Here is a 24,371-nt window from a genome sequence, read left to right as displayed (position 1 = left end):
ATTACTCCAACAGTTCTTGTCCCGTTTCAAAGCTTGATAGATAATACAGCTTGATAACGACACTTGCCGAAAACGCATCTGCTCCTGACGTATTGCTTCCTTGCCGATATTCGACTGATTCAACTTTTAAAAAGCGATTCAGGTTTTCCATCCGATCAATAAAACGAACGATTCCTTCATTCGTCTCACTCAGGAGGTCAAAGCCGATCCTTGTGACCCGAAATTGCGTCGCCAAAGGATTGTCACCAGTCTGATCCGCCATTTGTTCTGGTGTAGGGTAAAGCATCTCCTCATTAAAGGTCGATTGCAAAATTGTGATTGGCAATTCCGTTTCAAGGGCAGCGAGATCGGTAAAATAAGACTCGATCGCCATGCCATTGGGAATGATCGGCACCTCATTGACCGTCTCTGATGAAAGAAGGTCTGGTTCCCCTTGCAGGTAGACCAGCTGTTCTTGAATGTCGCGGATCTCAGCTTCGATCCCAGCTAACTCCTGAGCCAATTCGATCCCTTCGGCACGTTTGGGGTTCAGCAAAAATAGCCAGAAAATGAATACGGAGGTAGCGAGAACTAGTGCAATCACCGCGGAGATGATGATGTGTTTTTTGGAGAAAAAGACTCTAGTCATCCGCTTCCACCTCGCTTTCTTCTTCGCTGTCTTCACTGATCACTTGTGGTGCATCGATTCGTGAGAGATAGACAGTGATGCGCCCATCTTGCGGGATGGAACTATGGGAAAAGGATTGATAGGTCACATGATGTACCCAATCGATTGCTTCAAAAGCTGATTTGAGGCGAATCAGACTTTCATAAACATCCCCTTGGACCGCCAAGTTCACCGAAGGAAACAATGGCGTGCCGTCTTGGGCTGTTTCGGACGTTCCCCCATCGCTATTTAGCAGCAAATTATACGAATTGATGGTCACATCGATCCCTGATGCCACTTCCTCAAAGGTTTCCATAATAGGCGCTGTGAAATATTTCTCTTGCTTTTGCAGGGCGATGAATTCTTGTAGGTCTTGAGATTTTGACGCCAGCATCTCTTCTAACTGGCGCTGAAAGACGATACGCTCTGCTTGACTAGACATGATATTGCTTTGATTATTGGTCACCAAACGCTGATAATACCAAAAGCCTAACCCGCAAACCCCAACGACAACTAACGAAAGGAGAAGCGAAACCGAAAGAATGACTTCAAACGCCCGATTACGAATAAATTTATTAGGCAATAGATTGATGTTCATGGTTACACCTCTTTCGTCGCTAATCCCGCAGCCAAGACATAGCGGTCGGGAATTTTTTTCTTGCTGGTTTCACTTACTTTTGCAGAAATCGTCTTGACTGGCAAAGAAGACACGTCATGAAATATTTCTTGGACTTCTTTCCGGAGCATTGGATGACCGCCGACTAAGTAGATTTTTTTCAATTCACAATCAGGCGAGATTTCCTGATAATAGTAAGCAATGACCGAATTCAGGGTTTCTGCCAACCCTTCCAGTGCTTGGATCTCCGCGCTTTCCCTAAAGTTCACTTGCACAGATTGGGCTTTTTCAATATATTTCCAATTGGCTTGATTATAATCTTCATACTGCAAGTAGGTCGGCACCAATTCTTCAAAAAAGGTAATATTGGCGATGCCAGCATCTAACTCGACCAGCACGAAATTTTCACTCCAGTTGATCTGTCGCTGAAACATACGACTATACGCCAGAAAACTGCAATCGACGCCCATCAGCTGATGGCCGCCTTTTTTCAATGTGTCGCCGAGTTGAATCAAAATCGGCTCTGATGTGACCACGACTGGCACATTGCCATTGATGGTAAACCGATTCCGCTGGATGACCACAGCTTGCGGCTCTGCTTTTTCTTCCTTCTTGCTGGCCCTTTTCTTTTTCTCTTTTGGCACTTTTTGCTTGTTGCCTTTGCCTAGGATCAGCAAATCAAAAATTGGGTTTTCAAAAGGCAAGGAGATGGATTCCCCCAATTCAAAATACAAGTACTCGCGAATCTCTTTTTCCGAGTTCATCTTGCCGATAGGGATCTGTTTGATCAGCAGACGAGAATTCAGCGCCGTGATCACCACACTCATCGTGCGTAATCCCAAGCGTTTGGCGATCTCATTGAAGGCGGCTTCAAGACTATCAGGATTGCGCAGCTTATCATCTTTAAAAATCGTACCATTCACGACCAGCTCGCCGTATTTGAGACGGTCACCTTTTTTGGTACAGTAACGGATGCAGTTTTTTTGGATGTCGATCCCAACTAAGCGGGGAATTGTTTTTTTGCCAAACATACGAGGACCTGCTTTCTTCTTGTTGGTTTTTATGAAGGAACCAACGTTATTTCTATGTACAACGCTTGCTTAGCAAATCAAGCAAACGCCAAGGTCAGCAACCCGATTCAAAGGAACCAGCCGCTGCCAAGATAAACCATGCCAGTAGCAATGGCGATAAAGGGACCAAAAGCAATGTAGCGGCTTTTGACTTTGCCCCGTAGCATTTGGATCACGTAAAAGATCACTGCCAAGCAAGAAGCGACAAATAAAACGGTCAAGACTTGCACCGGGCCGATATACACGCCTAAGACGGCAAATAATTTGATATCGCCGCCACCCATGCCTTTTTTACTGAGCTCCGCTAAGAGATACAATGGCAAGAAGCTAGCAAAGAAGCCAACGAGCCAATACCACCAAAATTCATTTTGCGGTTGGATCAACCGTAAACCGATCCCTCCGGCGAAAAAAGGGGCTAACACTTTATTGGGAATCAGCTGATAGAAGATGTCGCTGGCAGAAATAATGGCTAATAAGGCTAATAAACACCAAGCGGCAATCACTTCAGCAGTACCCCAAAACAGCAAGGTCGTACCCGTAAATAGCATGCCGATCAACACTTCATAAAGAAAAGCAATCAGCGGGATTTTTTTTTGACACTTGCGGCACTTGCCTTTTAAAATAAGGTATGATAAAACTGGAATGAGGTCCCTTGCACCTAATGTCTGTTGGCAGTCATCACAGTGCGAGCGAGTCAGCAGGGATTCCTTTTTGGGAACCCGCCAACCAACCACTAGGAAAAAAGAACCTAGACACATTCCTATGATGAAAAGATAACCAATGATTAGGCCCATTGGGATCTGTTGCAAAATTTCGTTCATAAAAAACTCCTTTTTTCCTGGGGGGTTGAGTTGCCGTACACCTTAGGTCAGGTTAGTGACTTAGGGTGTTTTTAGTTTCTTAAAAAATTAATATCTTATAACGGTGGAGGAGCTGGTTGAGGATCTCCAAATACATACTCTCGAGTTAGACCATTGATTTGATTTTGTGTTAATCCAGTTCCGAGCACTCCTATTTCATTACTTTCTTCTTGTCCAGCCTTTAAAACGCCAGCTGGAGCATACATTGTTAAAGCACCTGTTGATCCGATATAAAACATAACATTATCAGTATCTTCCCATGATGTACTGTTTAGTAATCCATCCTCCATTACATCTTCTAAGGTAAAATCTAAAGCCGCGTTAGCTGACCCGTCATTCAAGCTGCTATTAGTTGATTGATAGAGCACTGCTGCTGAGAAAGCTTGTTGAATATCAGAAACAACTGCATCTTCTCGAGCATTTTGAATCACGTTCCCAATTGCAATAACCCCGATCCCAGCGATGATCGCTAAGATAACGACTACTGCCAGCAACTCGACCAAGGAGAGGCCGCGCTCGTCTTTCAATAATTTATTCAATCGATTGTCTGTTGTTTCTTCTGCTAAAATTGCGTCAATCATAGTGTGTTTACTCCTCCTGTTTCTTCCATATATATTAAACAAGCCGTCTAGGTGGCTTGATAATACCAAAATCATTACCCTTGGATCGCACCGAATAAATCGAACATCGGAATCATGATCGCCGCAACGATCAAGCCAACGATTACACAAATCACCAAAATAACTATTGGTTCAATAATTGTTTTCATACGCTTACTGGTTTCATCAACTTCTTTTTGATAGATGATACTCAATCGTTTCAGCATGTCCTCTAGGGAACCAGTACTTTCGCCAATCTCGACCATCTGGGTCACTAACATCGGGACCATCATGTTGCCGCGAAAGACATCGCTCATCTTGCCACCTTCTTCAATTTGAAAGGCACAATTATCGATGATTCGCTTGATGTATTTATTGGAAACGACATCCCGACTCATATTCAAGGCGGTCACCATACCGACGGAGCTGCTGAGCAGTGTCGACATGGTTGTCATAAATAACGAAAAACTATTTTTGGTGATCATATCGCCCACCAGCGGAATGCGTAATAGAAAACTTTGAAAAGCGAAATCGAAGGTTGGATTGCGTCGCGCGATCCACAGTCCGACGAAAAATCCGACGATCAAGACGGCTAAAACCCACCCTCTGGTTTGAAGGAACTCGCTGATCGCCATCGTTGCGACGGTGATCGTCGGCAGATCGGCATCAAATCCTTCAAAGACTTCCACGAACATCGGTACGATCATCACCAATAAAATGATCCCTACGATAAAGGTTAAGATCACTAAAATAATCGGATAGACCATCGCGGTAACGATCCCGCTACGGTTTTCGGCGCTTTTTTCATAGTAATCCGCCATATCCTTCAAATTTCCTTCCAGTGATCCAGACATCTCCGAAACAGCGATGACACTGGTCAAAAGTGTCGGAAAGGCATTGGGATGATCTTTGTAGGCTTCTGAAAGCGGGCGTCCGCTATCAATCTCATCCCGAACTTCACCAAGAATTTTCTTGAAATTCGGGTTTTTTTGTTGCTCTTCTAGCATTCGTGAAGCATCAACGATCGTGATCCCCGAAGCGATCAGTGTCGAAAACTGGCGCAAATACCCTACCAGCAGTTTTAACGAAACTTTTGTAAAGAGTTGAATCTCTTTATTCGCCAAGGTTTCTGGCTGTTCGATCAAGCTGTTGACTTTGATGTGCTTTTGGCGCAGTTTTTGGCGGGCTTCGACGGAGGAATTGGCACGCAAGCTGCCAGAAAACGTTTCGCCTCGGACATTGGTGCCTTGATAGGCAAAGAGTGCCATCGGCTATTCGCCCCCTTCCTCCATTAAGTTATCTGCCACATCAGCATCGACCCGTTCCGCAGCAACCAGTTCTTCTAAAGAGGCGCTCATGGTATGCATGCCTTCGTTTTTCCCCATCTGCAACATATTATGGATCTGGTGGGTTTTCCCTTGACGGATCAAGCTGGCGATCCCTCGGGTATTGAGCATCATTTCGGTTGCTGCTACCCGTCCGTTGCCATCGATGGTGGGCAGCAAGCGCTGGGACAAGATCCCTAGTAATGCGCCAGCAAGCTGGGTGCGAATCTGAGTCTGCTGATCGGCAGGAAAGACATCGACGATCCGTTCAATGGTCGCAGGGGCACTTGACGTATGCAAGGTTCCTAACACCAAGTGTCCCGTTTCCGCTGCCGTCAAGGCAATCGAGATCGTTTCAAAATCCCGCAGCTCCCCTACTAAGATGACGTCTGGGTCTTGCCGCAGGGCAGCTCGTAAGCCATTGCCAAAGGACATGGTGTCGCTGCCGACTTCCCGCTGGGCAACGATGCTTTTTTTGTGGTTATGGATGTACTCGATCGGGTCTTCCAACGTCAAAATATGCGTCTTTTTGGTGTCATTCAAATAGTCCAGCATCGCAGCCAGTGTCGTTGATTTCCCTGAACCGGTCGGACCTGTAACTAAGAAGAGCCCTTGGCTTTTATGGATCAGGGTCCGCAAGACAGTCGGCATACCAAGTTTGCTTAACTTCGGGATCTCGATGGGGATCTGCCGCAAAGCGATCGAAACGGTATCTTTTTGGCGGAAAATATTGACCCGAAAGCGGCAGATGTCGCCTAATTCGTAGGCCAAGTCGGTCTCGCCTTTTTCCTTGAATTCCTCCCATTGCCGTTGGTTGCAAAGGATTTCGGCAATGGCTTCGATATCCTTGGTGTCGATGGTTGGCACCCCTTCGATCGGTAGCAAGTCGCCGTGGCGACGAAAAATCGGCGGTACGCCTTCGACTAAATGGATATCTGATGCTTTTTGTTCCACAGCGATCATCAGCCAATGATCGATCCGCTCTTTAGGTGACATGGCAGCAAACTGCGCAGCTTCGTTGCGATTGACGCCCTGTGCACTGCTGGCAGTCGTCGTTTTTGTCGCTGCTTGCCGTTCTGCTTTTTGAATGATCTCCCGCGTCGAGACAGATCGGTCTTGATCGCTCTGGCGATTGCGGGCACGTTTTTTTTCTCTCAGTTCACGATTTTCACGGATGCGGGTACGGGTCGGAGCTGTTTTTTCTCTCGTCGCCCTTTTGGTTGCTCGCTCTTGTGTTGCCACTCTCGTTTGATCCATTAAACCAGCCCCTTTCTATGTGCATTTCCTTTTAAAACAATGTATGTAGTTCTTCGGTGATCCCTAGATCACCGATAAATCAATCCGTGCCTCACTCTTCTGCGGCGACCACCTTCAAGACTTCTTCGATGGTGGAAAAGCCTTGTTGCACTTTGTCTAACCCATCATCCAACAAAAAGCGCATCTTTCGTTCCTGAACATAATCCATCAGCTGGTCGTTGGTCGCTTTGTTCGTGATCATACGGCGCAGCTTGGCATCGATCGTCAACAGCTCTTGGACGGCCATTCGCCCTTTGAATCCCGTATTGCCACACTTTGGACAGCCCACAGGCTGTGCCAGTTCCGTAACCGTGATGCCATAGGATTCAAATAACTGCTTGTCCTTGTCGCTGGCTGGTCCCACTGTCTTACAAGAAGAACAAAGGGTTCGGACGAGCCGTTGAGCTAAGATGCCTTCTAACGCATTGGCGACCAGAAACGGTTCTACCCCCATATCGACTAAGCGATTGATGGTACTGACGGAATCGTTGGTATGCAGGGTGGATAATACCAAGTGCCCAGTCATGGAAGCCCGAATCGCAATCTCCGCCGTTTCGCCATCCCGAATCTCTCCCACCATCACGACATTGGGGTCTTGCCGCAAGATCGACCGTAACCCAGCGGAAAAGGTCAAACCGACGTTGCTGTTGACTGCCACTTGGTTGATACCTTGCAGCTGAAACTCTACTGGGTCTTCGACGGTGATAATATTGATCTCAGGCGTGTTCAACTCTTGCAGCGCTGCATACAAGGAAGATGATTTCCCTGATCCTGTCGGCCCAGTGACCAGAATGATCCCGTGGGGTTTATGCAAAATCGCTTTAAAGGTTGCCAATACCTGCGGTTCAAAGCGAAACTCATCGAGGCGCCGAATGCCACTGGAGCGATCCAACACCCGAATCACGACTTTCTCCCCATGAATGACAGGCAAAACCGAGACCCGCAAATCAACCACGTTGCCCCCGTTACGAATCATTGCCCGACCATCTTGTGGCACACGTGTTTCGGTGATATCCAAGGAGGAAATGATTTTCAGTCGTGAAGTAACCCCAGTCTGAATACTCTTAGGCAAGTTTTCATGGGTACGAAGCTCCCCATCGACCCGTAAGCGGACAACTAATCCTTTTTCTTGGGGATCGAAATGGATATCACTGGCGCCCCGATCCACTGCATCTTGCAGCAGGGTATTGACCAATTTGACGATCGGCGAATCATCTAATTTTGAGTCGCCCTCTGGATCGATGGTTTCAACGAGAGAGTCGCTCAAGCCATCCAAACTGATCTCAGAAGGGTAATCGCGAACGATCAGTTGTTGGATATCGGCATTGTGGGCTTTTTGCGGACGAATCAATAACCCAGTGATCAAACGCATTTCATTGATCGCCGCATAATCCCCAGGGTTTGCCATCGCAACGGTCAAACGATTGCCTTTTTTCTCTAACGGAAAGACGCTGTGCTGTTTGGCAAACGAGCGGGGGATCAGGGACAAAACCTCTGAGCTAATCTCTAAGTCAAACAGGTTGCCTGTTTGTGTTTTCTCAGCGGTGGTTGAACTTGGACTACTCTCTGACTTTTTGAGAGGCCTTCTAGGTTTTCTACGTGGCGTTCTTTCACTTGATTGCGGCAACTGGCGCCCTCCTTTCAATAATCGAGTTTGTTGATATAGTCAAACATTCGTGTAACGGTTAAATATGCTTCATCATCAGACCACATGTTTCGATCCAAAAAACTTCTGAGGATCGTTACCTCCCCCGGTTGCGCCTGACTTTCAAAGTCGCGGACGCGATAATTGACGCCTAATTGTTGCAGTTGATTTTCCAGTTCCACCTGGTCATCCATATAGTAAGGTACGAGAACGACCGTCCCTTCAAGACGACGGTTATGAGCCCCTGTCGCTAAAAAAGTCGGGTCAAATAATGCCAAATCTGGCAGGATTTCCATGACAAAGGTCGACTCTCTATCCACAGCTAAATGAAAGGGTTCAACGCCTGTATGACCCAAGATCAGCTGGGCACCATTTTTTAAGGTGATTTGATTCCAATACGCTGGATCTTCATAGTAAGAATCAAAAACCGCTGAGCTGCCTGCTTCTGCTAATGCCAGTCTTCGAGCAGTCTTCGGCGCATCGATAAATGAAAGCCCGTGAACCTCCATCATGGTATTGCTGCCATCCAATGTGATTCTTGACGGGTCATGAGGCACTGTGAATTGATTTTGATTCTGAAAATACGAGAAATCATCGATCGTTCCACCACTCGGCTTCATCGTATTTGTCAGCATAAAATCACCATAAACAGTAATCCTTCGTTCCGTATCTTCGGTACTATGCACGATCGAGCCTTCCGTGACAGGTCCCGCATAAAAATTGCTGCTCGTCAGAACCATCGACGGCTTCATAAACGTCAAACTACCATCTGCAGCAGGGTTTTGTTTCGTGGCTTCTCGATGATAGAAATTAAAATAATTGCTATTTAATTCGCCTAATCCAGAGCCCGCATCTGGTGAATTTGCAGAAACATTCAGATGCCCTTCAGCAAAGAGAACTCCTTCTTGCTCAACTCTCGAAGCCGAACTATTGGTATTGTTGATCCATACGTTTCCAGCAAAAATATCCGTATATGCTTGTGATAAGACCAAGCGGCTGCCAGCTCGACTGCCCAAATCGATATACATTCCTAACCCCGCTTGCAAGAAGATGTCTTTGATCAAGTTCAAACCGTTGCTAGGCTGTCCGCCATCATTCTGGATCGCAAGCAGACTTTTTGCCGAAAACTGCCCGCTTCCCTGTCCTTCCATCTGGACCCCATGATTGAAGAAAAAGGAACCATCGAAATGCAGCCGATTAAGAATCGGCTTTGTACGAAAATCTAAAAATCTGCCGTCTTGAAAATCTTGCAGGACATTGTTGGCAAACCCGAATTGCAAGAAGTCATCCGATTCAAAGGCGAGATAATCAAATGATGGGCGTACGCGCTGGAAATCGGCGACTTCGAATAATTTTCGAACCCAAGTATCGGCGGATACCGCTTGTCCTACTGTAGAGGGTAAGTAATAGGGATAAAAAATGTTTCGCCAAATATCCAGCTGTGTTTGTCTTTGTTCGAGGTCTTCTTCTTCAAGCTGCATTTCATAGATATATTCGGCAGAAGCTGTATGTACTCGCGGCTGTCCCTCAGCCAGTTGCGTCTGATCCGTGACTTGCGATTGAATTTGAATAATGATTTGAAGATTGGTTTTATCTGGCAGCATCGAGGCTGCTTGGATCCATCCTTGCTCCCCACCAGATTTCGTCATTACATAAGGGGCGATCTCATTATATTCATAGTCAACGATAGAGGAGGTAAAAGAAAATTTATTATCGATGGTCTCATTCACATTGACTTCATCCAGCACAGATCTCAATTCGTTATCTAGATTGTCTTGCCAGTCATTATTATTAGAATAGAAGCCGCCATTCTGCATGGTTCGAGTGATTAAATCATCTATTCTCAGTTTTAGGTCTTGAGAAGCGAGTTGAAAGGAATATTCGTGTACATCTTCCACGCGACGGAAGCTATCTACCGTTCGAATTTGTGAATTGACATTTCGAGCAACTAGGAAAACCAAGCCAATCATCAAAGAGGAAAGAATGATCGCCGCGAGGGCATAAATCAGCGCAAAACCCGCTTCATTTTGTCTACCATCGTCCATTCCCCGGTCCCCCCCCTCTTGCTTTCTCATTGTCCCGATAATTGATCGTAAATTCTCGTCTATAGATAATCTGCTCGTGGTAATCAGTGACCAGATCCTCCATCTGCCACCAGCCAGTCAAATCATCATAATAATCCGCAAAATTGATCGTTTCCGTGTAAAATAAAACGAAAAATTTGGTCTGGATACTGAACGTATCGCGATAATTTGGCGTATAGTGATGGGTCAGCGTCGCTTCATTCTCATTTTTTTGTTGAATGATCTTTAACTTAATGGTAGGGTCTTTCGTATCATAGACTCTGGCACGGATATTGTTGGTATCTGTGATATCCGTCACAACCATTCGCGGACTACCCTCTTCCGTAATTGCTGCCCCTAAGGTTCCTTCGGGCATGGTTTTGACAATATGTTCCTCGTGGAAAAGAAGACTATCATATTTTCCTAAATACCCCGCATGCTCATAGATGCCGTCAATTTTGGCGATTTGGTCTGCTTGCGCCATGATTTCATTCGCTATCCCTTGAAAGGCAGCAATTCGACCTTGACGGACAGAGGCTTGGACGATCAGAAAGAGTGTCCCAGAAAAGAGAGCAATGATAATGCCGAATATCACGATCGCCCCTAACAATTCGACAAGCGTGACTCCTTGCTCATCCTGTAACCGATGCTTCATCTGCGCCCCTCCTTTGCAACTTCCGCAAGAACAGCCAGCCCTTTCAATAGTCAACTACCCAATGCAGATACGTTTCTGTCAAAAATGCGCCCGTTTGTTTATCGAAGACCTGAATAATAAGTCCGATGCCCAGCTGCCGACGATCATAACTGTCTTCTCGCAGTCCATGCCTGGGGTCTTCACGAATGGAGACCTTGACTAAATAGTTGGTGGTTTCTTCATTCTCCGACAAGTACGTTCCCATATAGAGGCGATTTTCTTCCGAATTTGCCAAGGGCTGCGGCAAATGAGCGCCAGAATGATCGTATACCACTTTGCGAATAAATCGTCCCCGATTGAGATCATCTACAGCAATCGGGATTTCTTCATACATCGGTTGCCCTTGCGCATTGTATTGAATCCCTGAATTATCGAGGACCAAATGGTGTCTGCGAATTTCTGAGGGGTCATCTGGATCGCCCATCATCCAAGATGGTCGAGCAGTAAAGATCCCGATATTCAAATCCGCCAAATCTTGGGTCTGCGCTCGGTAGATTAGCCATTCCTTGACGTCATCTCGTGCTGCGATGGCCTCTTCCATTCGGGTATTGTAGCTAAGGATCAGGTTGTTTTGGATGATCAGCATGGCGATCATGACCATCGCGATCCCGAGAATGACGATCGCTCCAAGGATCTCAACAAGGCTGAACCCTGATTCATCAAGTACTCTATGTGCTTGTCTGCCGTTTTTCAGTTTCATCACCTGCTTTTTGCCTAGCCCCCGATCAAGGAGAATCCTTTTCTTCTAGCTGGTTGATACTTGTATCTGGGTCAAGAAAAGATAATTTGCTAAGGGTGAACCCCCAGTGAATCAGTTTATTGAAATCAGGGTAGTCAGCTAATGGAATACTTTTTTTGGCTTTGCGTGTGATGCGAATTCGTTCCCTGATATAATGATACCTTTCTTCTTCAACCAGTCGCTGAATCTCGGCGATCCCTTTTTCAACATCAGGATCTTCGACATTCGCTTGCATGTATTGTTGGTAGAAATAATCCAAATACTTCCCGTATTGAAGAAAATAACGGTATTCAATTTCTTCAATGACCATTTTCACGTGAATCTCTCCTTGACTTATTTTCTAGCAACTTATTGAAGTGAGTGCAAATGCCGATAGATGATCGCAGTGGCACTCTCTGGCCGATCATTGTCTAACTGAAAGACCTCCTTTAATGATTGTCGATCAGAAGCCTGAATGACTTCGACTTTCGGTAAAAGTTCGTAGGCAAGATGGCTATCGTCTGCGACACTTGTATCGATCATCACTTGTTCGATCAGTGAACGGGTGACGCCATAACCGTCTTCACTTTGATAGGATCGGTCCAAAGGGAAACTATAATAAAACCAGCCATCATCGGGATTATAGATCCAAGTATTTCGATCGATCTGACGGTAATCACTCAAAGAACCGAATTCGATCATGATGGCTTCTGAGTCGATCTGGGCGGGACTTTCAGACACAAAGCTGCTTAGCGTTTTCACCGTTTGGGTCGGATACAACCCAGCAGCATCGGGAAACACACTGATCATCTCTGGCAATTGAAAGGCACTGCCTAACCCAGATTCTGTCGTCGTGTAATCAAATGACGACTGGTCAATCGTTCCTTGTTCTCCGAGATACGTGAATCCCGTAGGTTCTTCATTGGTGGAAAAGGGGCTGGCTAGCTGCGACTCCGCCCAGTTTCGAACAAAATAACGATACCCTTCAAGATAATAACTATAGGTCAAGTTGGCTGCTTCAAAGGTCCACTCAGCAACCGGATCAGCAGGATTGAGCAGCAGCAGTTCCCCACTCATTTTCTGCATGACCGGTTGTTGGTTTCGTCGAAAGGAATAGCTGAAGTGCGCTTCGACAAGGACCGGTTCTTGCCAGAGATCTGGCGGACCATCGATCAAGTCTGATGACGGTTGCTCCTCCATTTCTTCATTGCCTTCGGTGTGATCGTAGAAGCTCTCAGGATTATCCTGTCCTTCAGCGTCTAATTCCCCCAATAACTCCTGCATCTCTTCGCTATCGAAGCCATCCAAGGCAGGCGTGGGTGCCAACTCTTCGATCGTCTCATCGCTGATCCAAACCATCACTTGACCATCAAGAGCATTTCCAATGAGTTCTGGGATCTGCTGAGTCACGTTCTGATACCCTCTTGCTAAAATTTCGTTTTCATCAAAGCGAGACAGTACTGGTAATAAGTCTGGCGCATCACTCGCATCAGCCGCCTGCTCAAAGGCTGCTTCCTCACTGTCTGGCGCGATATAGCGCAGCACTTCTTCAAAGCTTGCTCGAACAAAGACTGGCACTTCACTGGCGTTCATTACCCGAACGGATCGTTGGATCGTCGTCCCTGTAAGGGTCATTCGTTCCTGCCATTCTTCCAAAATCTCGATTTTTTCGAACACTTCATTTTCATCCGCTAAACGACGAATATGAATAGACTGATTATTCTGCCAAATCAAGATGCTAAGCAACAAAAGAAAGAAAAGCAGACCCGCGATACTATTTCTTAACACTATTTTTTTTTGCAACCTTGTTTCCTCTTTTCTCAAGTAATGACGGCTCTCAAGTAAAGAGATAAATGCCTAATAGAATGAATAAGGCGATCAATGATACACAGAAGATGATGGATAATATCAAGTTTTGATCAATAAAACGAAACACATCTGCTACATGGTTGATACTCATTGAGACTTCCCCAACGAAACGGTCTGCTTCGATGGCTTCTTCCCCAAATGCCTGTCCATCACCAATGACGGATAAATGATAGCCTTGCTCTTCGTCAGCCTCGATCGATAGCACTCGGCGGGCAATATAGCCTGTTTCTGAGCTATTTGTAAAGACTCCGATCCCGTTTGGCTGTACTTGAGTGAAGGCTTGTTCTCTTAAAATGATCAAATCTTGTGTGCGTAATGCGGAGCTGTCAAGATTCGCCATCCCATTATCTGATAAACGCACCACCCGATGATTGAAAACCGTCATCTCGTTTTGATCAGCTACATATAAGCCGATAAACGTAAAGAGGACAGTCATGCTACAAACCAAGAAAATCAGATAAATGATTTTCAGTACGAGATCACCAGATTTCTTTTTAGCTGTTGGTTTCTTCGTCGCAGCTTTGCCTTTTTGCGGGGTTGGTCGTTTCTGGGAAACCTCCGCTGGTTTTTTGCCTTGCTTGTGGGTCCCTTTTGATTTGGCATTCGGATTACTTGATTTCTTAGTTTTCCCCTGCTCGTTGCGCTGGCTTGGACGTGCTTGCTGCGGTGGACGCTTTTTCTTTTTGCGTGGTGCTTCACTGGTCGTACTGGCAGCTGCTCTTTCTTTTTGCTTGCTAGGATGCTGCTTTTCGATCGGTAATTTGGGGCGATTCGCTGTGCCAACCGCTTTTTTTCGTTTCTTTTTCGCAGGCGCCTGTCCTGTCGGTTCTTTTTGAGGTGGCTTTTTTGGTCGTTTCTTGCCACTTGAAGGGCTGGCTTGCTTGCCTTGCGCTTGAAACTTTTCGATTCGGGGATTTCTCGGTGTATCCTCTGGTTGTTCTCGTTTTTTTTCACGTTTGGCAGGCTGTGGCGGACGTTTTTTTCTTCTAGGTGCTTGCGACTGATTACTCATTGGCATCTACCTCGCTGCCCGCTCGTTCCATCCCTCTTAATTGGTTTGCATAAGTATTGGCATTGGCGTTTTCCTGCAAGCGATCCTTGACGGTCCGAATGGACGCTGGCAAATTCCCTGAGCCTCGACGATTTGCCGAGCTTCTTTGCAAGTCTTCAAACAACGAACGGGTCGTCTTAGCTTCTTCCTTGCGGGCTGCTTCGATTGCTTGTGCACGTGTGCGTTCAATCTCTTCCAAGACCTCTTCGGTTGGCTCGTTGTCATAGATGGTTAGATCATAGGCCTCGATCAACGCATTCAGCTTTTGGTCATAATGGATGTCCGTGGCATAGCGCCCTGTCAACCACGCAGTTGCTTCCCGATAGGTTGGGGCATTTTCTTTCCAAACGGGGGCATAAAAGCGCGGGTTGCCTGTGATGCCTCCTCTTAGTAAGCGAGCGTAATCTTCGATGGATTCACGGTAACTTGGGTATTTACGGAAATTGGAAGAGATCGTATACCACGCACCACTTCCATCATCTTCTTGCGTATTGAAGGTCACTTTTTGCCCACGAAAGCTGCCCTTGATGCCAAAGAGATTGTGGTTTGGCGGACTGGATAAGGCACTATTTCCTGAGCCAGTCTCCAAGATGGCTTGTGCGATCATCACTGAAGCATAAAGATCATTGTTATAGGCAACATCCTGAGCGTCAGAACCGATCTCATTGATGAATTGTTGTGTCGTTAGATTACGTGAAACCGAAAACTGAAAGTTGCTTTCCCGCTCTTCTTCATCGATCGGCGATTCGGGTTCTTCAGTGATTGGATCGGGATCTTTTTCTTTGTCCTGATTGGTTTGATTCCCATTTGATTGGTTGTTTCCGCTATTGTTGCTGCTGTTCGTATCGTTGGTTTCTTCCTCATTCGTTTCAGGTCCAGCAGGCTGATTCGGCTGTTGATCGCCTTCTGAAGGCTCTGGCGTCGACGGAGCATCTTCAGTCTCTTGGTCTTCTGTTTCATCGGTGCCACTCTCTGTTTCTTCCTCGTCTGTCTGCCCATCATCTGCTGGTCGTTCAACATCATTTACGACTTGGACTTCCGTTCCTTTTTCGGCCTGCTCCGATTCTTCTGGGAGGCTTTCATTCGTTTGTTCTGGAGGAGTATCAAGTTGCTCCGTTATCCTGTCAGCTCCTTCGTAAGAGACCGGTCGGAGGGCATCCGTTATCGAGTGCCTACGACTTTCTCGTTGTGCATCGATGGTTTCCATATAAGTAGATGGTTCTACACCTAAGATCGATCGAACCATGGCTTCAGAAATCGTTTGATTATTGATGATTCCGATAAATGCTCCGATCGCTAACAGACTTTTTACGTTTCTTCTGGGCTTTTTCATCTTCTTGATCCTCCTCCTTGGGGCTGTTCTTGCTGGTGCCTTTTTTTGGTCGTTCATGGTCTTTGCTTTCATTTTTCTCAAGCTGCACAAGCAGCAATTGATAATGAAAGGCATTGTTCCGCAAATACATCGTAAAACCTAGCAAAAGAGCGAGTAAAAACAAATGACTGATAGTGACATATTCTCGAAAGGCAGAGAGATAAAAATAGGCGGTCAGCTGCAAAAATACCGCTAATGGGATCAAAGAAGCAATAAAGTAGATGCGGTATAAGAATAAGAATCGTTGTTTTTGCTTTTGGGTTCTCATAGACTGCTCCTAACGTCTGTATTGCCTTCGATCAATGCTTTTTTTTCTAATAGATAGCTTTCGCTTTGGAGAAGATCAAAGTAAGCGGCTTTTCTTAAAAGATTGTCATAGTCCATCTTCATAATGCGTGCGTAAGGTTTTCTAAACCATGGTCGCTCATACAATTTGACCCGTGATTCAATCACGCTGCATTCATAAAAAACCAAGCTGATATCTTTAGCAGAAAGGTTGTTGTCGACCACTTGCTGCACTTGCCCTCTCTCATAGGTCAACTCTTTTTCGTTCAAGGTCATCTTTTCGATCTTTTGTACGAGATTGTCATTGATGCGCCAAACCTGTTCTAGGTATTTGGCTTTTTGAAAAAGATAGGTATATTCTCGTAAGCTGATCTTCAATTGCGTATGCCAGTTCTCGTCTTCTTCATCGGTCAAGCTGTTTAAATAGTGGATACTATTTTTGATCAAAGAGGCTTCTAAGTTTTCGATGTAGATCTCAAGCTTTTGATTGGCCAAGCGCAAACGCTCTTTGCTTGCTCGTTCTCGTTTCGCTTCTTCCTCCAACGCTAATTCATTGGCGTTGACTTTGGGTAATTGCTTGGCTTTTTTTGACTGTTTTTTTTTGCTGCTTTTTTTGCGAACTTTCTTTTTGAACTTTGGTGGCTCATCCGCACTGACCTTTTGGAACTCGACTGTGTCTTCCAGCTCTTTTTTCACTGCATCGGTTTTGCCTTGCCGTTTTTCTTCATGGACTTGCGCTTTCGGGCGACTCACAAACGTGACATTTTGTTCATCGATCACGCTTTGAACGATTTTTGCCAGTTGCTCTTTAAAGTCGTTCGCATCACTTACACCAGCCGAGGCTTGCTGCTGCAAGCTGGCATCCAACTGAATCGTAAAGGGAAACTCTTCTTCTGTGTAAGCGATTGGTACAAACTCCAAAAACAGATTGCTTTTTTCATCGGACACATGATTGATGCCGATTTGCGTCCACACAAACTGTGGGAATTGCTGTTCCAAAGGAATGCGTAATTTTGAGTAATCGATTTTTTTCCGTAAAATCTCCATCTCGATATGATGGGTAAAGGCTTCGATGGAATAAAATTGCTCAAAGTAATGCGTCACTTGTTTGCGGATCGAGGATTTGAGCGGCCACTTTTTTTGATAGAGGTTGTCGCAGGCAGTGATTACTGATGGAAGTGCCTCTTGTTTATAAAATAATTCCTCAAGATTCGGACTCAAGGTTGGATAGATGGCAATTTTTAAAATATCATTCGTCACATTCGTCCCAATAACCAACATTCTCATAAGAAATCAACTCGTAGTTGTTGCCCGTGATTTCTTAAACAGCACATATGGTCCTAGTGGGTTTCCCTCCTTTGTCGTGTCGCTCTCAGAAATTATTCAGCAGACCTTTTCGTCTATTCCGACTTATAACCTTCGTTTTAGTCTGGCAGATTCAATACTTTGCTATGCTGGATCAACTGCTCAAACAGCCCTTTCGACTCATGATGAAATGCCGTAAGTCGTTCTTGGTATTGCTTGATCTCTTGACGGATCTTCATCACTTCCATCGATGCTTCTGAAATGATCTTGTGGGCTTCATTTTCCGCCATTTGACGTCTTCTGTCAGCTTCCAGTTCTGCTTCAGCAGCGGTTTCCCGTGCTTTTTCTTTTGCTTCGATCAAAATCGTCGCCAGCTCGTCCTTCATTTGTTCGACCTTAGTCAATTCACGTTCCAAGTCACGCTGTAAGACATTCTTATCTGCCAATTGCTCGACTCTTGAACGCTCGAGATCACGATATTTCGCTTCGGCTTCTTGCAAGCGCATGTTCAACTGTTGATTTTCATTTTCAAGCGAAGTGATCCGACGCATGCTTTCGACTTCTTTTAATTTGTAGTTTTCGATAATCGCCGCTTTTTCTTCTAAATGAATCGCTTTTTCTTCAAACGCTTGGACTTGCTTGCTTTTTTCTTCTAATTCTTTTAGCAGTTCATCTTCTCTTTGACGCAATTGTTCGAGCTCTTCTTCTACTTCGATCAATTCGTCTTCTTGACTCGTCAACTGCTCAATTTCTTGCTCATAATTGGTTTTGAGGGCTTCTTGTTGACGTTCTGCTTCTTTTAACTGCTGCTGTAACTCGTTGTAACGCATTTGCAGCTGCTTGTTTTCATAAATGATACTTTCTTGTTGCGTCGCTTGCGAAGCCATCCGATTGATGGATTCTTGTTTGTTTTCCAATTGCTTGGTCAAATGTTCGACGGTTTTGGTCAATTGTGAAACGGTATTTTCTAATGCCAGCAGCTCTTCTTGGGCATCATCCTCATACTCGTCTTCCTCGTATTCTTCATCATCGTACTCATCGTCCTCGTACTCGTCGTCATCATATTCTTCGTCGTCATACTCATCGTCATCATATTCTTCATCATCGTACTCGTCTTCGTCGTACTCTTCTTCATCATATTCCTCGTCGTAGACATGAACGCCTTCGTAAGTTTCTTCATCTTTCTTTTTGCGAAATAATGCCATGTTACCCCTCCTGATTCCTCACTCATCGATGATTTGATTCGTTGAACAATTTAATGTGTCTACAAATTGGTCTGCTTGTTCGTCTGCTTTCGTGAAAAGTTGCACTTTGGCTGTTCTACCCTCGGGCTTTTTTTCAAACGAGCTGACGTTTCTGCTGTGACCTTTTGAGCAGTGATGTCCGCTTCCTTCTTGTCCCCCTTCGCTTAAAAAAAGAAAGCAAAGACCACTACATCCTTTGATCTCCACGACCTCCATGTATTTTGGAAGATAGAAATCAAGTAAATGAATCGGCCTGTTTCTCAATAAAATAGCCATTAAACGAAAAGACGGCTTCCGTTCGCAGAACATCTGTTGTCTATTTGATAGTATCAAAGCAAAAACAGATTGAAAAATCAGATATTTCTTCACTTGATGAAATATTTGTCAGAGGAAACCATTTATCCCCAGTGATATTGTTAAAAAATGAGCAAAATATCCTCGTATTAAAAAACAGGTGTTCTTCTTTAAACGATCTTTATCTTAAATCAACAATCACGCCTTCTTAACCGCCGATCAATCCCCTCAAAAAAAATCAGCGACCTTATAAGCCAAGGTCGCTGATCGATTCTTTACCTATTATATAGTTTTCCTGCTCAGTCATCTTTCATCCATTGGAAGCGATCCCTTTTCTCTCAGTTTGCCAGTCCGCTGCTCCGCAACTGTAAGTTTTTTTCTCCCTAATGGGCTGCTTTTCTATTGCCTTAAAAAAAGAAAGAACCGTTTCTTGAAAATCCGTTTTCTTTAAACGAACAACTTTTTATGCATATATAATGTCGCCATCCGATAATCATAATGGATCATCGAAAAGGCTAATAGTTCGCCATTTCTCAGATAGCTGTCGTCTCGTACGATCAGTGCGGGCATGCCTTCTTCTAGATGAAAAAACGCTGCTTGTTCCTGTGATAGCGGTTTGCTTTGGATGAACTTGTCGATGAAGGCGACTGTCAGTTGTTTTTCTTCTGCCAAAGCTTGGAACATCGACCCCTCCATCATTGTTTCGGAGATCTCCCCCACGATTTCAGGTATATAATAGGAACGTTCAATCAAATAGGGTTTGTCATCTAATGTGCGAAAACGTTGGACTTCGATAAAGTGTTGATCTTTCGCAAATTGTTTTTGACTTGGAAGAAACAGCGCCTCTGATACTTTGACCAGTCGCTTTGAGGCTTTGACCGTTCGAATGTTTTTCTCGCCCCGTGTCAAGTCTTCATTGAAGCCAAGATCTCCTTGTTCAATGGCCGGTTTTTGGTTGTTTTGAAAGCGAATATACGAGCCGCGGCCTTGCATCTGGTAGATCCAGCCCATCTTGCTCAATTTATTGAGGGCTTGACGTAACGTATAACGAGAAACTGGATAAATCGCCAAAAGCTCTCGTTCACTAGGCATCTTCCCCTGCTCATTTCCTATGTCACCCGCTTCGATCTTTCTGATCAATTCCGCTGCTAAGTCTTCAATACTGAGTTTCGTCATTTGCCTACTCCTTTCCTTCGGATTCTCTACTACTATTATCATCTTTGGCGTAAAAAAAGCCAGCTATTTTTCATAGCCGGCTTATCAAAAAAACGGATTGATTATGCCTTCGTTGCGTTTGCTTGTTCGTCCTTGTATAATTTGCCATCATACATTTTGATGAATGGGAACCAAATCAAGAAAGCAACGACTGCACAGATGATTGCTAAGACAAAGGCACGCCAGTCACCACCTGAACCAATAAAGCCAGATAATCCAATTGGGGTCGGCCACGCTACTTGAGCAATCGGTGGGTTAACAAAGCCTAAGTTGATACCAAAATAAGCAACGGACATTGAAACCATCGGTGCTAAGAAGAATGGGATCGCTGTGTACGGGTTGTATACCACTGGCATCCCGAACAAAATCGGTTCATTGATATTGAAGAAGGATGGAACGATCGCTGCTTTTCCTAAAGCGCTTAACTGCGCTGATTTTGCAAAGAAGGCGATGAAAATCACCATTCCTAACGTCGCTCCTGAACCACCGATCGTAACGAAACTGTTGTTAAATTCACCCGCAAAGGCAATGTTGGCACCATTTTGGTTTTCCACCATATTTGACAACACGATTGGCGTCAAGAATGAGGTCACGATCGTTGCCCCATGAATACCGACGATCCATAGTGCATGCATGAAGAAGTAGATAACAAGCAGTCCGATCCAGGTACTGGTCAATTGCGTCACGAAACTAAACGGAATCGCAATGACTTTGAAAATATCTGTGCCCATTGCGACTAATGCACCATTGATAACGATCACAGTGAGTGCAATTAGGGCTGTAGGAATCAAAGCAGTAAATGAGGAAGAAACACCTGTAGGTACTGTATCAGGCATTTTGATGACAATATTGCGCTTCACACAAAACGCGTAGATTTTTACGGCAATGATCGCCATGATGATCGCTGTAAAGATCCCAGTTGTTCCTAAACGAGTAACGCCTCCACCGATTTCCCAACCATTAATGATTTTCTGATCGTCAGAAATCACTTCAACTAGCGTGGCTACTCCGCCTTCAAAGACTAATTGCGGCAAGCACATAAAGAACGCCATCATAGAAAGTAATGCTCCATTGACTGGGCTTAAAACAAGTTTTTCTTCTTGTGCTTGAATCTTAGTATACTCATATCCAAAAACAATACAAAAATATAATGCTAAAATCCCCATTGTTGCAGTGTTACCCAGCATATAGAGATTAACTACTTTATCAAATGATGTACTCCAAATGCCCTCTAATACAGGAAAACTTTGTGGCAAAACGCTGATGATCAAGAACATTGATCCTACGATAGTGAAAGGAATCGACGCCATCCCGGCTGCCATGACCCCACGAACGATCCGTAATTGTGAGATTTTCCCCATTGGACCCATTAAGTAGCGGTCCAAGAAGGCAAACATTTTGTTATTTTCTGAATCCATTGACTGTTCCTCCTTGAGTTTCAAATGTAGTCAAATACGTGAAATATTTGTCGCGGTCATGCTCGATCAACCACGCTTTACGCTGAATGAACAAACACGCCATCATGCCGACAGAAAACAAGGCAAGTAAGATCCCTCTACCCGATTGATTCATAAAAGGAATCAACGTTGCTTGCTGCCCGATCAAAATACCAAAAATTGCAATGAGATTGACGCCGAATTGGAGCCAATAACCGATCTTTGTCACCAGTAAACGATTCGATTGCTGCCAATATTTTTGAGTTTGTTCAATAAGTATAAGTCCATCAACGATCAATAAGGCAATGGGAATCAAACCAGCCCATGTCCATTGAGACAGACTCAATAGGGTCCAATAAAGATTGACAAAGAAAAAGATCGCAGTCATATAACGAAAAAGTAAAAAACGATTAAACCGCATACTTTTGTTTGCATATTCTTTCTTGGCTGCTTGGGTTACCGGTTTCCTTTTGGTCACAAGTCCTCCTCCTTTCGTTTTGCTTTCGCTCAACAACTTGTTCGAACAAGTTATATTCTAGCAGAATTCTTGTTGAATGCAACCGATTTCTTTTTGAAAGTGTTCTCTGAAAATAATCTGCTTTTTCATTCGTTATTTCTGAAAAGTTAAGCGAATCTCAAGGAACCTTGCAGGATAACGAGGGAATGTTCCTGACTCTTGGCTTTTGTTCGAGTAGAAAAAAGTTATTTTTAGCATTCGTTTTTGCAAACAGTGTTTGTTCCTGAAGGCTTTATCCCCCAAACAAGGCAACAGGTTTGTAAACTTGCTAACTTTACAGTACACTCTAAGTAACAAAATGTTTGATTTCGAACACGCGTTATTTTTAGTGATCGACATTCCCTGTACTCGTTCCTTAAAACGAAAGGAGATCCTCCCAATGGATGTATTAGAAACTTACTTAACCAGCATTGAAGAGCCAGTAAAGCAAGAAAAACTGCGTGCCTTATTTGCCGCTATTACCAAGAAATTTCCTGACCTCGTTCCAGTCATCAAGTGGAATCAGCCGATGTTCACCGCCCATGAGACCTTTATTATCGGTTTCAGCGTTTCAAAACCGCATTTTTCTGTCTCCCCTGAAACCAAGTGTCTTGAACAGTTTGCCGATGCCATCGAAAACGCTGGCTACAGCCATACGGATAACATTTTTCGCATCAAGTGGACTGAGCCGATCGATCAAGGATTGATTGAGGACATTATCGCCTTCAACCTGAAAGACAAAGCGGAGATGACCCGCTTTTGGCGCTGAGCCAATCGAGACTTTGTAAAAGAAGAGCAACCAAAAAAACCGCAGAAGCCTGTTCGCTTCTGCGGTTTTTCTGACTATTATAAGCCTAATTCTGGCGCCGGATCAAAGAATCCTGACCACAAGCTTGTTGACATCCCTAAATGTAGATGGACGCCAGTTGAATTTCCAGTCGTTCCCATACCGCCAACATATTGTCTAGCTGAGACGCTTTGTCCGACCGAGACAGCTGGCAGCGTACTAAAGTGCATGTAGTAGCTGTAAACGCCATTGGCATGTTTGATGATCACATAGTTACCAGTTGACGGACCATAGCCCGCTTCAACGACTTCGCCTGCTTGGATCGCATAGATCGGCGTTCCTGTCCCCCCAGTAAAGTCGATGCCATTATGTTGATTTCCTGATGCACCTGTTGGATCTGTTCGATACCCAAAACGACTCGAAATATGAACCGAATCGACTGGCATTTGCCATCCACCTGTGCTTGCTTGTTCCTTTGGCTCAGCTGCTTGCTGCACAGGTGCAGGCGTAGCTGCAGTTTTTTCTGACGACACCGATGTTTCTGGCGCCACTGCGGCTTCCGTCTTCGGCTGGGCTGCTGCCACTGCTGCTTGTTGAACGGCAGGACTTTCGGCGGTTTCAGCTGACTTGGCTTCTGCTGCTTGCTGACGTTTTGCTGCTTCTTCTGCTTCTTTGCGCGCTTTTGCTTCTTGTGCTTCTTGCTCAGCCAATTGCTGCAACGCTGCTTCTTTTTGCCGTTGTGCTTCTGCTTTGTCCGCTTCCAATTGGTCTTTTTTCTCTTCTTCGGTGTTCAACGCCAAGGCAAGGTCGGCTAGTGCAACTTCTTGATTCAACTTGACATCAGCTAATTCCGCTTGTTTTCCTTGCAATGCGCTTGACTGCTCTTCGATTGCAACCAATTGTTCCTGCAACTCTTTTTCCAATTTCTGGCTTGTTGCAATATCTTCTTGCTGTTGTTCGACAATGCTATTGCTGGCATTCATGATCGTTACTGAAGCGATCGCCCGTTGAATAGCTTCTCCGATGGACTCCGCATCAACGATTTTTTGGAACAAACGATTGGAAGGTTCCGACGTTTGAATGTCACGCGCTTGATTCGCCAGTACTTCTGTGCGCTTGATGATTTTCTCTTCAAGGACTTGGATTTCTTGTGCCAAGGCATTGACTTCTTCTTCCGTCGTCGTTTTCTTTTGTAGGATTGCTTGGATTTCTCCTTCAATCGATTGAATCTCTGCCTCTGTAGATCGTTTCAGTGATTCTAATGAGGTGGATTCATTTTTTATGTCATTGATTTTTTCATTTTGCTGCTGGATCTTCTGATCAAAGCTGTCTGCGGATACCGTCACGACAGGCAGCGTCAGCAAAACAAGTGAACTTGCAACCAAAAGTGTCTTTTTCATTTTTTCTCCTTAACTAGATGTGTCATATCGCTTTCTCTAGCATACCGAAAGATTTCACTCTTGGGGCTGTTTTCACACAAATAAC

General features: G+C 44.8%; 24 protein-coding genes. 1 reads left to right on the top strand and 23 read right to left on the bottom strand.

Annotated elements, in window-relative coordinates; all coding sequences use genetic code 11:
* Position 1: 1 nt before the first annotated feature.
* The 22 genes from IGI72_RS06650 to IGI72_RS06545 form a co-directional block, all read right to left on the bottom strand.
* The gene (locus tag IGI72_RS06650; RefSeq protein ID WP_015509438.1) at positions 2–628 is read right to left on the bottom strand and encodes a hypothetical protein; all 627 of its coding nucleotides are present in this window, start codon (positions 626–628) and stop codon (positions 2–4) included.
* Positions 621–1,244 (bottom strand): hypothetical protein, encoded by a 624-nt coding sequence (locus IGI72_RS06645; RefSeq protein WP_438753566.1) that lies wholly within the window; start codon positions 1,242–1,244, stop codon positions 621–623. The genes IGI72_RS06650 and IGI72_RS06645 overlap by 8 nt, the downstream gene beginning before the upstream one ends.
* A gap of 2 nt (positions 1,245–1,246) precedes the next feature.
* Entirely contained in the window at positions 1,247–2,293 is a 1,047-nt protein-coding gene (gene pilM, locus IGI72_RS06640) for a type IV pilus biogenesis protein PilM (protein ID WP_087627264.1), read from the bottom strand.
* Between the two features lie 107 nt (positions 2,294–2,400).
* The gene (locus IGI72_RS06635; protein WP_438753564.1) at positions 2,401–3,153 is read right to left on the bottom strand and encodes a prepilin peptidase; all 753 of its coding nucleotides are present in this window, start codon (positions 3,151–3,153) and stop codon (positions 2,401–2,403) included.
* 95 nt (positions 3,154–3,248) lie between these two features.
* Complete coding sequence (locus IGI72_RS06630; protein ID WP_151196004.1) at positions 3,249–3,773, bottom strand: type II secretion system protein; 525 nt, start codon at positions 3,771–3,773, stop codon at positions 3,249–3,251.
* A gap of 74 nt (positions 3,774–3,847) precedes the next feature.
* Positions 3,848–5,059 (bottom strand): type II secretion system F family protein, encoded by a 1,212-nt coding sequence (locus IGI72_RS06625; protein WP_438753562.1) that lies wholly within the window; start codon positions 5,057–5,059, stop codon positions 3,848–3,850.
* A gap of 3 nt (positions 5,060–5,062) precedes the next feature.
* Positions 5,063–6,373 (bottom strand): type IV pilus twitching motility protein PilT, encoded by a 1,311-nt coding sequence (locus IGI72_RS06620; protein WP_015509432.1) that lies wholly within the window; start codon positions 6,371–6,373, stop codon positions 5,063–5,065.
* 91 nt (positions 6,374–6,464) lie between these two features.
* On the bottom strand, positions 6,465–8,039 hold the full coding sequence (locus IGI72_RS06615; protein WP_438753559.1) for a GspE/PulE family protein: 1,575 nt from the start codon (positions 8,037–8,039) through the stop codon (positions 6,465–6,467).
* Between the two features lie 14 nt (positions 8,040–8,053).
* Positions 8,054–10,102 (bottom strand): type II secretion system protein, encoded by a 2,049-nt coding sequence (locus IGI72_RS06610; protein ID WP_438753557.1) that lies wholly within the window; start codon positions 10,100–10,102, stop codon positions 8,054–8,056.
* Complete coding sequence (locus IGI72_RS06605) at positions 10,089–10,775, bottom strand: type II secretion system protein (RefSeq protein WP_061054318.1); 687 nt, start codon at positions 10,773–10,775, stop codon at positions 10,089–10,091. The genes IGI72_RS06610 and IGI72_RS06605 overlap by 14 nt, the downstream gene beginning before the upstream one ends.
* A gap of 43 nt (positions 10,776–10,818) precedes the next feature.
* A complete protein-coding gene (locus IGI72_RS06600) occupies positions 10,819–11,514 on the bottom strand; it encodes a type IV pilus modification PilV family protein (protein WP_061054319.1) in 696 nt (231 codons plus the stop codon).
* Positions 11,515–11,539: 25 nt separating this feature from the next.
* Complete coding sequence (locus tag IGI72_RS06595) at positions 11,540–11,863, bottom strand: hypothetical protein (RefSeq protein WP_016610400.1); 324 nt, start codon at positions 11,861–11,863, stop codon at positions 11,540–11,542.
* 38 nt (positions 11,864–11,901) lie between these two features.
* Positions 11,902–13,356, bottom strand: a complete 1,455-nt coding sequence (locus tag IGI72_RS06590) for a hypothetical protein (protein WP_438753555.1) — start codon at positions 13,354–13,356, stop codon at positions 11,902–11,904.
* Between the two features lie 13 nt (positions 13,357–13,369).
* A complete protein-coding gene (locus IGI72_RS06585) occupies positions 13,370–14,413 on the bottom strand; it encodes a hypothetical protein (RefSeq protein ID WP_438753552.1) in 1,044 nt (347 codons plus the stop codon).
* Entirely contained in the window at positions 14,406–15,785 is a 1,380-nt protein-coding gene (locus IGI72_RS06580) for a glucosaminidase domain-containing protein (protein ID WP_438753550.1), read from the bottom strand. Before IGI72_RS06580 ends, IGI72_RS06585 begins: the two co-directional genes overlap by 8 nt.
* Complete coding sequence (locus IGI72_RS06575; protein ID WP_005235091.1) at positions 15,718–16,092, bottom strand: hypothetical protein; 375 nt, start codon at positions 16,090–16,092, stop codon at positions 15,718–15,720. The genes IGI72_RS06580 and IGI72_RS06575 overlap by 68 nt, the downstream gene beginning before the upstream one ends.
* The gene (locus IGI72_RS06570) at positions 16,089–17,396 is read right to left on the bottom strand and encodes a hypothetical protein (protein ID WP_087627254.1); all 1,308 of its coding nucleotides are present in this window, start codon (positions 17,394–17,396) and stop codon (positions 16,089–16,091) included. The genes IGI72_RS06575 and IGI72_RS06570 overlap by 4 nt, the downstream gene beginning before the upstream one ends.
* A gap of 137 nt (positions 17,397–17,533) precedes the next feature.
* Positions 17,534–18,619: a DivIVA domain-containing protein gene (locus IGI72_RS06565; RefSeq protein ID WP_087627253.1), complete on the bottom strand. Its 1,086-nt coding sequence runs from the start codon at positions 18,617–18,619 to the stop codon at positions 17,534–17,536.
* 18 nt (positions 18,620–18,637) lie between these two features.
* Complete coding sequence (locus tag IGI72_RS06560) at positions 18,638–18,934, bottom strand: hypothetical protein (RefSeq protein WP_438753546.1); 297 nt, start codon at positions 18,932–18,934, stop codon at positions 18,638–18,640.
* 465 nt (positions 18,935–19,399) lie between these two features.
* Positions 19,400–20,128: a GntR family transcriptional regulator gene (locus IGI72_RS06555; RefSeq protein WP_015509421.1), complete on the bottom strand. Its 729-nt coding sequence runs from the start codon at positions 20,126–20,128 to the stop codon at positions 19,400–19,402.
* Between the two features lie 101 nt (positions 20,129–20,229).
* Positions 20,230–21,585 carry a PTS cellobiose transporter subunit IIC gene (gene celB, locus IGI72_RS06550; RefSeq protein WP_016610408.1) on the bottom strand — a complete coding sequence of 452 codons (1,356 nt, stop codon included), beginning with the start codon at positions 21,583–21,585 and terminating at the stop codon, positions 20,230–20,232.
* Positions 21,569–22,081, bottom strand: a complete 513-nt coding sequence (locus IGI72_RS06545; protein WP_015509419.1) for a hypothetical protein — start codon at positions 22,079–22,081, stop codon at positions 21,569–21,571. The genes celB and IGI72_RS06545 overlap by 17 nt, the downstream gene beginning before the upstream one ends.
* Before the next feature lie 418 nt (positions 22,082–22,499).
* On the opposite strand from IGI72_RS06545, the gene IGI72_RS06540 reads away from it, so the two are divergent.
* Positions 22,500–22,868, top strand: a complete 369-nt coding sequence (locus tag IGI72_RS06540) for an iron chaperone (protein WP_438753542.1) — start codon at positions 22,500–22,502, stop codon at positions 22,866–22,868.
* Positions 22,869–22,945: 77 nt separating this feature from the next.
* Here IGI72_RS06540 and IGI72_RS06535 read toward each other — a convergent pair whose 3' ends face one another.
* Positions 22,946–24,286, bottom strand: a complete 1,341-nt coding sequence (locus IGI72_RS06535; RefSeq protein WP_438753540.1) for a peptidoglycan DD-metalloendopeptidase family protein — start codon at positions 24,284–24,286, stop codon at positions 22,946–22,948.
* Between the last annotated feature and the right edge of the window lie 85 nt (positions 24,287–24,371).

This window comes from Enterococcus sp. DIV1059_2 (assembly GCF_051713685.1).
GTDB lineage: Bacteria > Bacillota > Bacilli > Lactobacillales > Enterococcaceae > Enterococcus_D > Enterococcus_D casseliflavus.
This window is presented reverse-complemented; position numbering and strand designations above follow the sequence as displayed.

Bases quoted from the DNA above. Each gene is read 5' to 3' on its own strand.
- IGI72_RS06650 (WP_015509438.1), bottom strand. From the start codon at position 628: ATGACTAGAGTCTTTTTCTCCAAAAAACACATCATCATCTCCGCGGTG.
- IGI72_RS06645 (WP_438753566.1), bottom strand. From the start codon at position 1,244: ATGAACATCAATCTATTGCCTAATAAATTTATTCGTAATCGGGCGTTT.
- pilM (WP_087627264.1), bottom strand. From the start codon at position 2,293: ATGTTTGGCAAAAAAACAATTCCCCGCTTAGTTGGGATCGACATCCAA.
- IGI72_RS06635 (WP_438753564.1), bottom strand. From the start codon at position 3,153: ATGAACGAAATTTTGCAACAGATCCCAATGGGCCTAATCATTGGTTAT.
- IGI72_RS06630 (WP_151196004.1), bottom strand. From the start codon at position 3,773: ATGATTGACGCAATTTTAGCAGAAGAAACAACAGACAATCGATTGAAT.
- IGI72_RS06625 (WP_438753562.1), bottom strand. From the start codon at position 5,059: ATGGCACTCTTTGCCTATCAAGGCACCAATGTCCGAGGCGAAACGTTT.
- IGI72_RS06620 (WP_015509432.1), bottom strand. From the start codon at position 6,373: ATGGATCAAACGAGAGTGGCAACACAAGAGCGAGCAACCAAAAGGGCG.
- IGI72_RS06610 (WP_438753557.1), bottom strand. From the start codon at position 10,102: ATGGACGATGGTAGACAAAATGAAGCGGGTTTTGCGCTGATTTATGCC.
- IGI72_RS06605 (WP_061054318.1), bottom strand. From the start codon at position 10,775: ATGAAGCATCGGTTACAGGATGAGCAAGGAGTCACGCTTGTCGAATTG.
- IGI72_RS06600 (WP_061054319.1), bottom strand. From the start codon at position 11,514: ATGAAACTGAAAAACGGCAGACAAGCACATAGAGTACTTGATGAATCA.
- IGI72_RS06595 (WP_016610400.1), bottom strand. From the start codon at position 11,863: ATGGTCATTGAAGAAATTGAATACCGTTATTTTCTTCAATACGGGAAG.
- IGI72_RS06585 (WP_438753552.1), bottom strand. From the start codon at position 14,413: ATGAGTAATCAGTCGCAAGCACCTAGAAGAAAAAAACGTCCGCCACAG.
- IGI72_RS06580 (WP_438753550.1), bottom strand. From the start codon at position 15,785: ATGAAAAAGCCCAGAAGAAACGTAAAAAGTCTGTTAGCGATCGGAGCA.
- IGI72_RS06575 (WP_005235091.1), bottom strand. From the start codon at position 16,092: ATGAGAACCCAAAAGCAAAAACAACGATTCTTATTCTTATACCGCATC.
- IGI72_RS06570 (WP_087627254.1), bottom strand. From the start codon at position 17,396: ATGAGAATGTTGGTTATTGGGACGAATGTGACGAATGATATTTTAAAA.
- IGI72_RS06565 (WP_087627253.1), bottom strand. From the start codon at position 18,619: ATGGCATTATTTCGCAAAAAGAAAGATGAAGAAACTTACGAAGGCGTT.
- IGI72_RS06560 (WP_438753546.1), bottom strand. From the start codon at position 18,934: ATGGCTATTTTATTGAGAAACAGGCCGATTCATTTACTTGATTTCTAT.
- IGI72_RS06555 (WP_015509421.1), bottom strand. From the start codon at position 20,128: ATGACGAAACTCAGTATTGAAGACTTAGCAGCGGAATTGATCAGAAAG.
- celB (WP_016610408.1), bottom strand. From the start codon at position 21,585: ATGGATTCAGAAAATAACAAAATGTTTGCCTTCTTGGACCGCTACTTA.
- IGI72_RS06540 (WP_438753542.1), top strand. From the start codon at position 22,500: ATGGATGTATTAGAAACTTACTTAACCAGCATTGAAGAGCCAGTAAAG.
- IGI72_RS06535 (WP_438753540.1), bottom strand. From the start codon at position 24,286: ATGAAAAAGACACTTTTGGTTGCAAGTTCACTTGTTTTGCTGACGCTG.